Genomic DNA, 7,960 nt, shown 5'->3' on the forward strand with positions numbered 1-7,960 from the left:
TCACAAAGCGGACCGCAAAAGCGCCTCCGCACCGCAACAGATGAGGGAAATCCCATGTCCAGCAATCGCAAGCTCTTCGGCGCCAGCCTGGCTGCCATCACTCTCCTGACCACCCTGGCCGCTTCGGCCGCCCCCGGTGTCGCCACCGGCAATGTCAATGTCCGCACCGGCCCCGGCACCGGCTATGCCAAGGTCGGCGTCCTGCCCGCCGGCGAATATGTCGACGTCAAGCAGTGCCAGGGGTCCTGGTGCTTTGTCGACCGCGCCTCGGGCACCGATGGCTGGGTCTCCAAGAACTACCTCGCACCTGCTGAAGGCGGTGGCGGTGGTGGTGGCGGGGAAGCCGAGGAGGACATTCCGTTCAATTTCGGCGTCACCGTCGGCCCGGGTGGCCCCAGCTTTTCCTTTGGCATCGGCGATGCCCCGCCGCCTCCGCCCGCGCCGCCCGCCCCGGCCAAGGCGTGCTTCTTCAAGGGCAACAACTTTACCGGCGCCCAGTTCTGCGTTGCCGTCGGTACTGACGACCCGCACCTGCCAGGCGGATGGAACAATTCCATCTCCTCCATCCGTCTGCAGGGCGGCGCCAAGGTCACCGTATGCAAGAACAATTGGTATGCCGGCGCCTGCACCACCTATGGTGCCGACAAGCCCCTGATGGGCAGCTACAACAACACGGTATCAAGCTATCAGGTCTTCTGATCGCCAATCGCAACCAAGGCCGGCGCGACCCTGAGGTGGTGGCGCCGGTTCTCCTGGCTACCGTACGAATGGAAACACCGCCCGCACCTTGTCTTCGCGCAGCCATAGCGCCACCCACACCGCCACCCCGAGATAAATCGAGAACAAGGTGTGGCTGAACAGCGGATTGTCGACCCGCAGATTCGCCGCCAGCGCCGCCCCCAGCAGTCCGGTCGTCAGCACGGCCCCGAGCAAAGCGGTGCGCGGTGTGAGAAACAACACCGCGCACCCCACCTCGATCGCCCCGATCAGTACCAGGTATTTCACCGGCCAACCCACCACCTGCATGGGCTCCAGCGCCGCTTCCAGCCCCAGCAACTTCGGCGCCGCCGACGCAATCGCCAGGAACAGCCCGATCAGGGCACTCAAGACCCAACCCGCAATTCTCATGTTTCGTACTCCTCGACACACCAACAGCGTCCTGCTGTCCCAATGTCGGCGACGAAGGTGACGCGAGAAATTCGACAAGGCTACGCAAACCACTTGCATTACCTATTGCCTCTAGGCATCATACCTAGAGACAATAGGTAATGAATCAATGCCCACCACCACTTCTCAGTTTCTCAATGGCGTGCCCGAATTGCTTGTCCTGCGCTTGCTGCGCGATAGGGAAATGTACGGCTACGAACTGGTCGAAGCCATCCGCGCCGCCAGCAACGACAAACTGACCTTTGCCGAAGGCGTCATTTACCCCGTCCTGCACGCCCTTGAGCGCGACGGTGCATTGTCCACCCGGCGGCAGACCGTCAATGGCCGAAGCCGCGTGTACTATTCGGTCACCCCCACCGGCAAAGACCGGTTCGACGCCTTGCTGGCCCATTGGCAGCGTGTCCACAGCACCATCGCAACGATCGTTGAGACGCCCCGCCATGCCTGATCGTCTGGAAGTCATGCGCGAAGATCTGCTCAAGGCAGGCCTGTCACCGGCCCATGTCCATCGCTACCTGCGCGAATTGACAGAGCATCGGGACGACATCGTGGCGCATTTGATCGCAAAAGGCGCAGAACCACATCTGGCCTGGGCGGAAGCGGATCGCCGCTTGGGGAGCAACGACGCTCTCTTGCTGCCGATGCTGGCCGATCGCCGCTTCAGAAGCCTGGCGGCCCGCTGGCCGGCGCTCTTCTATCTCGCGCTTCCCCTGCTTTGCCAGTTGATCCTGGTGGCGGTCGGATTAGGCGTGCTTCTCGCGGCGACCGAAACGCCGCTTCGCGCGGTTATCATCGATCTTGGCCATGGCTTGAGGCTCCTCACCTACACCGCCCCGATCGTCCTCGCCATAGCGCTGTTCACCTTCTCGCACCGGCGCCGCGCGTCGCAGTCATGGCCTGTCGCCGGCGCTCTTGCGAGCGCTGTCCTGGCCGCCATGATCACCATCAATGTGCTGCCCTCCCTGCCCGATCAGCCTGGTGAAATCAGTGTCGCCATCGGGTTCCCGGCGCTGCTGCCCTTGCTGGTAATAGGCACGCTCGTCCTGCTCCCAACCTCCATTCGCCGCTAACGGAAACAATCAATGCTTAACCGATACAACGCGCTCGCCGCGCTGACTCTGCTCGCCCTGCCGCAAGCCTACGCCATCGACTATTCTGAAATCCCAAGGTCAGACGGCACGCCCATCCACTATACGCTGGATCAGCCCGAAGGCCCGGTCACCGGCCTTGTAGTGCTCAGCCAGGGTTCCGGCTGCGCCCGCGCCGCCGAAAGCGTCAATCTGGCCACCGTCCGCGCGGCCTTTCCCACCTACGCCGCCCTGATCGTCGAAAAGGTCGGCATTGCGCCGGATGTCGAAATCACCGATCCGATTACCGGCTGTCCAGCCCAGTACCTCGACAACTACACCGTCAGCCAGCGCGTCGCCGACTACCAGATCGTCCTGGCGGCCCTTACCGCCGACCCGCAAGTGTCCACCGACAAGATCGTGCTGTTCGGTGGCTCCGAAGGTGGCCTGGCTATGGCCCTTCTGGCCGAACGTCTGCCCGTCACCGCCGCCATTCTACTCTCCACCGCTACCGGAGAAACCTTTGGCGACATGGTCCTCTCCACCGTGCCGGAAGAAGCTCAGGGCCCCGTCCGTGCCGGCTTCGATGCCGCCCGCGCCAGCCCGGAAAGCACCGAGCTGCATGGCGGCTCCACCTATCGCTTTTGGGCCGATAGCCTCGATCTGCGCCCGCTGGACCATATGCGATCCAACGCAACACCCTTCCTGCTGATCCAGGGCGGTCGCGACACCTCGGCCCCCGAAGTCGCGTCTCGCCCCACCCTCAAGACCTTTGCCGAAGAGGGTCTCTGTCACTTGACCTACTGGGAGTTTCCGGCGCTCGACCACGGCCTCGCAGATCCGGCCGGCACCTCGCATCTGCCCGCAGTCGCAACGATGGCCGCGGCCTGGGCGAGCAACCCAATTCCCGCCTGCTAGTTTGTTCCCGGACTCGGCAGCCACGGTAAGGGCCGGCGAAACACCGCTGGCCCTTGCTGGTTCCGCGCGCTTCCGCTACGGCACTGCCACGCCATCGCCCACAGGACCCCCAATGATCCCCTGGCAGAAACTCGACGAGACCATCATGCCCGGCGGCGGCGTGCTCAAGCTTATGCAGCGCGGCACCGAGTTCTCCATCATGTCGAACAATATCGGCCTGATGAACAGCCGCATGAGTGGCTCTGAGGAACAATTGGCCACCCATTCGGCCGCCCGCATCGGCAAGCGGCCCAAGGCCCGCATTCTCATTGGCGGGCTGGGCATGGGCTTTACGCTCCGCGCCGCCCTCTCCGCCTTCGGCCCCGATTGTCAGATCGTTATTGCCGAACTGGTCCCCGCCGTCATCGCCTGGGCCCGTGGCCCGCTTGCACCGATCCATGGTACCAGTCTTGATGATCCGCGGGTGACCATCCACCAGGGCGACGTGGCCACCGCCATCACCTCAGGCAAACCCTTCGACGCCATCCTGCTCGACGTCGACAATGGCCCCGATGGCCTGTTCCGCCCCGAAAACGACCGTCTCTACAGCGCCTCCGGACTGGGCGCGGCCAAGGCCGCCCTGACCCCTGGCGGTCATCTGGCCGTCTGGTCCGCCTATACCGACGCTCCCTTCACCAAGCGCCTCCGCCAGTCCGGCATGACCATCGAGGAAATCCCCGTGCGCGAACGCAGCAATGGCAAGGGCGGACGGCATCTCATCTGGTTCGCAACCAAACCCGGCCGTTGAACTGAACCACCCGCACAACAGCCCTGGCCACGTGCGGCAAGCCATCTCCCGACACAAGACACGGTGACGCCGCAGCCGGCCTGCGCCATAGTCAATGCCATGCGCTCCGTTCTTGGTATTGACGCCGCCTGGACTATCCGCAATCCCAGCGGTGTTGCCGTCGCTGCAGATTGCGGCGATGGCTGGCATCTGGTCGCGGCGGCCCCCGCCTATGCTGCCTTTCATGCCCTGGCGGGGAGTGATCCGACCGATAAGTTCGATGCCGAACGCCTGCTCCAGGACACGACCCGCCTCGCTGGCACGCCGCCTGGCCTGGTGGCGCTCGACATGCCGATCATGGGCGAGCTGATCACCGCCCGCCGGGTCAGCGATAACGCCATTTCCGCCGTCTATGGCGCCAGGGCCGCCGGAACGCACAGCCCCAGCGCATTGCGGCCCGGTCCCCTGGCCGTCGACATGCTCACGGCCCTCACCCGCGCCGGCTTTCCCCTGCTCTGCGACAACCCGGTCACCGGCCCCGGCACTATCGAGGTCTATCCGCACCCGGCATTGATTGAACTGACCGGCGCCGCGCGCCGCCTGCCCTACAAGGTGCACAATCGCGGCAAATACTGGCCGCTGCATTCGGCAGCCGAGCGCCGCCAGGCTCTCCTTGCGCAATGGTCCGCCATCGTTGCGGCCCTCGAAACCGTGCTCAAAGGCAGCGCCGAACACCTGCCGCTGCCGCCGGTCGACGCGCCCTTGCGCGCCCTCAAGGCATTCGAGGACACGCTGGACGCCGTTGTCTGCGCCTGGGTCGCCACCACGGTTATCGACGGCGCCGCTCACCCCTTTGGCGATGCGGCCAGCGCCATCTGGGTGCCCCGGCCGCTGATCACCCATTGCTGACGCCCGCTGTCAGCAGCCCCCGTTCCCTCTCCGTTCAGGCTTTGCTAATGTGCGACGGAACATTGCATCTGCGCGCCTCGTTTCCCATCTGAGTCGCTTCCCCAGCCCCCGAGATCAGCGCCATGGCCCCCAAATCCACACGTCCGGGAAAAGCCGAATTCTCCATCGATGACTTCTTCGCCGAGATCGAGAAGGCCGAGGACATTCAGGCATCCAAGCCGCTTTATGCCGAGCGCATGAAGAACAAGCGCGCCCTCGACCGCGCCGAGGCTGCCGAAAAAGCCGCGAAAGAGCCCAAATCCGCCCTCGAAAAGCGCCGCACCACCAAGTCGAGCCACGACACGGCCACCGGCATGGCGAAAAAGTCCGGCAAGACCAAGATCAATTCGGTCGACCGCGTCGATTTCGATGGCATGGGGGAAGCCCCGCAGGCCGGCTTCGGCCATGTGCCATCGTCGTCGCGTAGCGCGACCAGCGGTGACCGGCAGCTCACCGCCCGCGAGATCTCCCGCACCGCCGCCGCCGATCCCGAAACCCAGGCCAAGCTCCGCGAAGCGCTTGATGCCTCGGTGAAAAAGAACAAGGCTCGCAAGAACGAATCCCTCGAAAACGCCTCCACTGTCGGCGTCACCGCCACCGTCAAGGCGCTCGAACAGATCATCCTGCATGGCCGCAAGGAGGTGGAAGGCTCCGCCCCCTGGGTGCCGCACCGCCCCGAGCACCCCGCCAAATCCGCCGAGAGCCGCCCCTTCCGCCTCAACACCGAATATGAGCCCGCCGGCGACCAGCCCACCGCCATTGCCGAATTGGTGGAAGGCATTGAGAACGGCGAAACCGACCAGGTCCTGCTCGGCGTCACCGGCTCGGGCAAGACCTACACTGCCGCCCAGGTCATCGCCCGCACCCAGCGCCCGGCATTGATCCTGGCGCCCAACAAGACCCTCGCCGCCCAGCTCTATTCCGAGTTCAAGGGCTTCTTCCCCGACAATGCGGTCGAATATTTCGTCTCCTACTACGACTACTACCAGCCCGAGGCCTACGTCCCGCGCACCGATACCTATATCGAGAAGGAATCCACCATCAACGAGCAGATCGACCGCATGCGCCACTCGGCCACGCGCGCGATCCTCGAACGCAACGACGTCATCATCGTCGCCTCGGTCTCCTGCATTTACGGCATCGGCTCGGTGGAAGACTACACCGCCATGACCATCGACGTGCAGAAGGGCCAGCAGATCGACCAGCGCCAGCTCCTCGCCAAGCTCGTTGCCCTGCAATACAAGCGCGGCGACACCGGCTTTGTCCGCGGCACCTTCCGGGTGCGCGGCGATACCGTCGAAATCTTCCCGGCCCACTATGAGGCCGCCGCCTGGCGCGTCACCCTGTTCGGCAACGAGATCGAGTCGATCACCGAATTCGATCCCCTCACCGGCAAGAAATCCGCCGACCTCACCTTCATCCGCGTCTACGCCAACTCGCACCACGTGACGCCGCGCACCACCATGAACCAGGCGATCAAGCTGATCCGCTCCGAGCTGGCCGCGCGCCTGCAGGAGCTCAACGGTGCCGGCCGGTTCCTGGAAGCCCAACGCCTCGAACAGCGCACCCTGTTTGACCTGGAAATGATGGAAGCCACCGGCTCCTGCGCCGGCATCGAGAACTATTCGCGCTATTTCTCCGGCCGCAAGCCCGGCGAGCCGCCCCCGACCCTGTTCGAATATCTCCCCGACAATGCCCTGGTCTTTGTCGACGAAAGCCACGTCACCATCGGCCAGCTCGGCGCCATGTATCGCGGCGACCTCCGCCGCAAGGCCACGCTCGCCGAATACGGCTTCCGCCTGCCGAGCTGCATGGACAACCGCCCCCTCCGCTTTGAGGAGTGGAACGCCATGCGCCCGCAATCGGTCTATGTCTCGGCCACCCCCGGCAGTTGGGAAATGGACCAGACCGGCGGCGTCTTTGCCGAACAGGTCATCCGCCCCACCGGGCTGATCGATCCCCCCGTGGAAATCCGCCCGGCCACCCATCAGGTCGACGACGTCATCGACGAGATCCGCACCACCATCAAGGCCGGCTACCGGACCCTGTGCACCGTCCTCACCAAGAAGATGGCCGAGGACCTCACCGAATATATGCACGAACAGGGCATCCGCGTGCGCTACATGCATTCGGACGTCGACACCATCGAGCGCATTGAAATCATCCGCGATTTGCGCCTGGGCGCCTTCGACGTGCTGGTGGGCATCAACCTCCTCCGCGAAGGCCTCGACATCCCCGAATGCGGCCTCGTCGCCATTCTCGACGCCGACAAGGAAGGGTTCCTCCGCTCCGAAACCTCTCTGATCCAGACCATCGGCCGCGCCGCGCGAAACGTCGACGGCAAGGTCATCCTCTATGCCGACCGCACCACCGGCTCCATGGAACGCGCCCTGGCCGAAACCAACCGCCGCCGCGAAAAACAGATCGCCTACAACACCGAACACGGCATCACGCCCCAGAGCGTCAAGGCCCGCATCAACGACATCGTCGACAGCGTCTACGAAAAAGACCACGTCACCGTCAGCATCGGCAAAGGCAAAGGCAAGGACGGCAAGGAAAAGACGGTTACTGGCGACAATCTCGCGACTGTCATCAAGGACCTCGAACGCGAAATGCGCGAGGCGGCCACGAACCTGGAGTTTGAAAAGGCGGCGCGGCTCAGGGACGAAGTCAGGCGGTTGCGGGAGATGGAACTGGATACGCTGGAAGGCGAAGTTTCCTAGCCCACTGTCTCCTGCAGCCCTCATGGTGAGGTGCGAAGCCTCGAACCACGAGGGCGAGAGCCGCAGCGCTCGTCCCATCCGAGGTCGTCACCCTCGGGCTTGACCCGAGGGCTCTGCACTGCCTGTCGCGCGACCCAAAACAACCCCCACCCGGCCTCCCCCTGATAGGGGGAGGAGAAGTGGCGTATCACCAACAGCGCAGCGCACTGGATCGGTCCCTCCCCCTATCAGGGGGAGGTTAGGTGTAAGCGCGTAGCCGAGGCCGTTACTGCCTGAAGTTCCAAGGCATGAGGTCAGCTATCTGGCCGTTTGGCCAGCCGCCGGCGATGCGCTGCAGGGTCCGGGTCAGCCAGGCATGCGGATCGACGCCG

Annotated in this window: 9 protein-coding genes; 7 read left to right on the top strand and 2 right to left on the bottom strand. The window is 64.3% G+C overall.

Annotated elements, in window-relative coordinates; translation table 11 throughout:
- Positions 1 to 54: 54 nt before the first annotated feature.
- The gene (locus DDE76_RS17220) at positions 55 to 699 is read left to right on the top strand and encodes an SH3 domain-containing protein (RefSeq protein WP_104893666.1); all 645 of its coding nucleotides are present in this window, start codon (positions 55 to 57) and stop codon (positions 697 to 699) included.
- Positions 700 to 756: 57 nt separating this feature from the next.
- Here DDE76_RS17220 and DDE76_RS17225 read toward each other — a convergent pair whose 3' ends face one another.
- A complete protein-coding gene (locus DDE76_RS17225) occupies positions 757 to 1,128 on the bottom strand; it encodes a DoxX family protein (RefSeq protein WP_104893665.1) in 372 nt (123 codons plus the stop codon).
- Positions 1,129 to 1,276: 148 nt separating this feature from the next.
- On the opposite strand from DDE76_RS17225, the gene DDE76_RS17230 reads away from it, so the two are divergent.
- The 6 genes from DDE76_RS17230 to uvrB all read left to right on the top strand — a co-directional run bounded on the left by DDE76_RS17230 (position 1,277) and on the right by uvrB (position 7,589).
- Positions 1,277 to 1,615: a PadR family transcriptional regulator gene (locus DDE76_RS17230; RefSeq protein ID WP_104893664.1), complete on the top strand. Its 339-nt coding sequence runs from the start codon at positions 1,277 to 1,279 to the stop codon at positions 1,613 to 1,615.
- Positions 1,608 to 2,237, top strand: coding sequence for a hypothetical protein (locus DDE76_RS17235; RefSeq protein WP_104893663.1), 630 nt, complete (start codon positions 1,608 to 1,610; stop codon positions 2,235 to 2,237). The genes DDE76_RS17230 and DDE76_RS17235 overlap by 8 nt, the downstream gene beginning before the upstream one ends.
- A 12-nt stretch (positions 2,238 to 2,249) precedes the next feature.
- Positions 2,250 to 3,152 (top strand): alpha/beta hydrolase family protein, encoded by a 903-nt coding sequence (locus DDE76_RS17240; RefSeq protein WP_104893662.1) that lies wholly within the window; start codon positions 2,250 to 2,252, stop codon positions 3,150 to 3,152.
- Positions 3,153 to 3,264: 112 nt separating this feature from the next.
- On the top strand, positions 3,265 to 3,939 hold the full coding sequence (locus DDE76_RS17245) for a spermidine synthase (protein WP_104893661.1): 675 nt from the start codon (positions 3,265 to 3,267) through the stop codon (positions 3,937 to 3,939).
- A gap of 63 nt (positions 3,940 to 4,002) precedes the next feature.
- On the top strand, positions 4,003 to 4,827 hold the full coding sequence (locus tag DDE76_RS17250; RefSeq protein WP_104893660.1) for a DUF429 domain-containing protein: 825 nt from the start codon (positions 4,003 to 4,005) through the stop codon (positions 4,825 to 4,827).
- Between the two features lie 353 nt (positions 4,828 to 5,180).
- On the top strand, positions 5,181 to 7,589 hold the full coding sequence (gene uvrB / locus DDE76_RS17255) for an excinuclease ABC subunit UvrB (RefSeq protein ID WP_425430644.1): 2,409 nt from the start codon (positions 5,181 to 5,183) through the stop codon (positions 7,587 to 7,589).
- A 265-nt stretch (positions 7,590 to 7,854) separates the two neighbouring features.
- On the opposite strand, the gene DDE76_RS17260 is transcribed toward uvrB, so the two are convergent.
- Positions 7,855 to 7,960 (bottom strand): transposase domain-containing protein (locus tag DDE76_RS17260; RefSeq protein WP_157955875.1); only part of this gene is annotated, 106 nt, incomplete at its 5' end.

It is taken from the genome of Devosia indica, assembly GCF_003056405.1.
Lineage (GTDB): Bacteria > Pseudomonadota > Alphaproteobacteria > Rhizobiales > Devosiaceae > Devosia > Devosia indica.

Coding starts and splice junctions, on each gene's coding strand:
- uvrB (WP_425430644.1), top strand. CDS start 5,181: ATGGCGAAAAAGTCCGGCAAGACCAAGATCAATTCGGTCGACCGCGTC.
- DDE76_RS17245 (WP_104893661.1), top strand. CDS start 3,265: ATGATCCCCTGGCAGAAACTCGACGAGACCATCATGCCCGGCGGCGGC.
- DDE76_RS17230 (WP_104893664.1), top strand. CDS start 1,277: ATGCCCACCACCACTTCTCAGTTTCTCAATGGCGTGCCCGAATTGCTT.
- DDE76_RS17225 (WP_104893665.1), bottom strand. CDS start 1,128: ATGAGAATTGCGGGTTGGGTCTTGAGTGCCCTGATCGGGCTGTTCCTG.
- DDE76_RS17240 (WP_104893662.1), top strand. CDS start 2,250: ATGCTTAACCGATACAACGCGCTCGCCGCGCTGACTCTGCTCGCCCTG.
- DDE76_RS17220 (WP_104893666.1), top strand. CDS start 55: ATGTCCAGCAATCGCAAGCTCTTCGGCGCCAGCCTGGCTGCCATCACT.
- DDE76_RS17235 (WP_104893663.1), top strand. CDS start 1,608: ATGCCTGATCGTCTGGAAGTCATGCGCGAAGATCTGCTCAAGGCAGGC.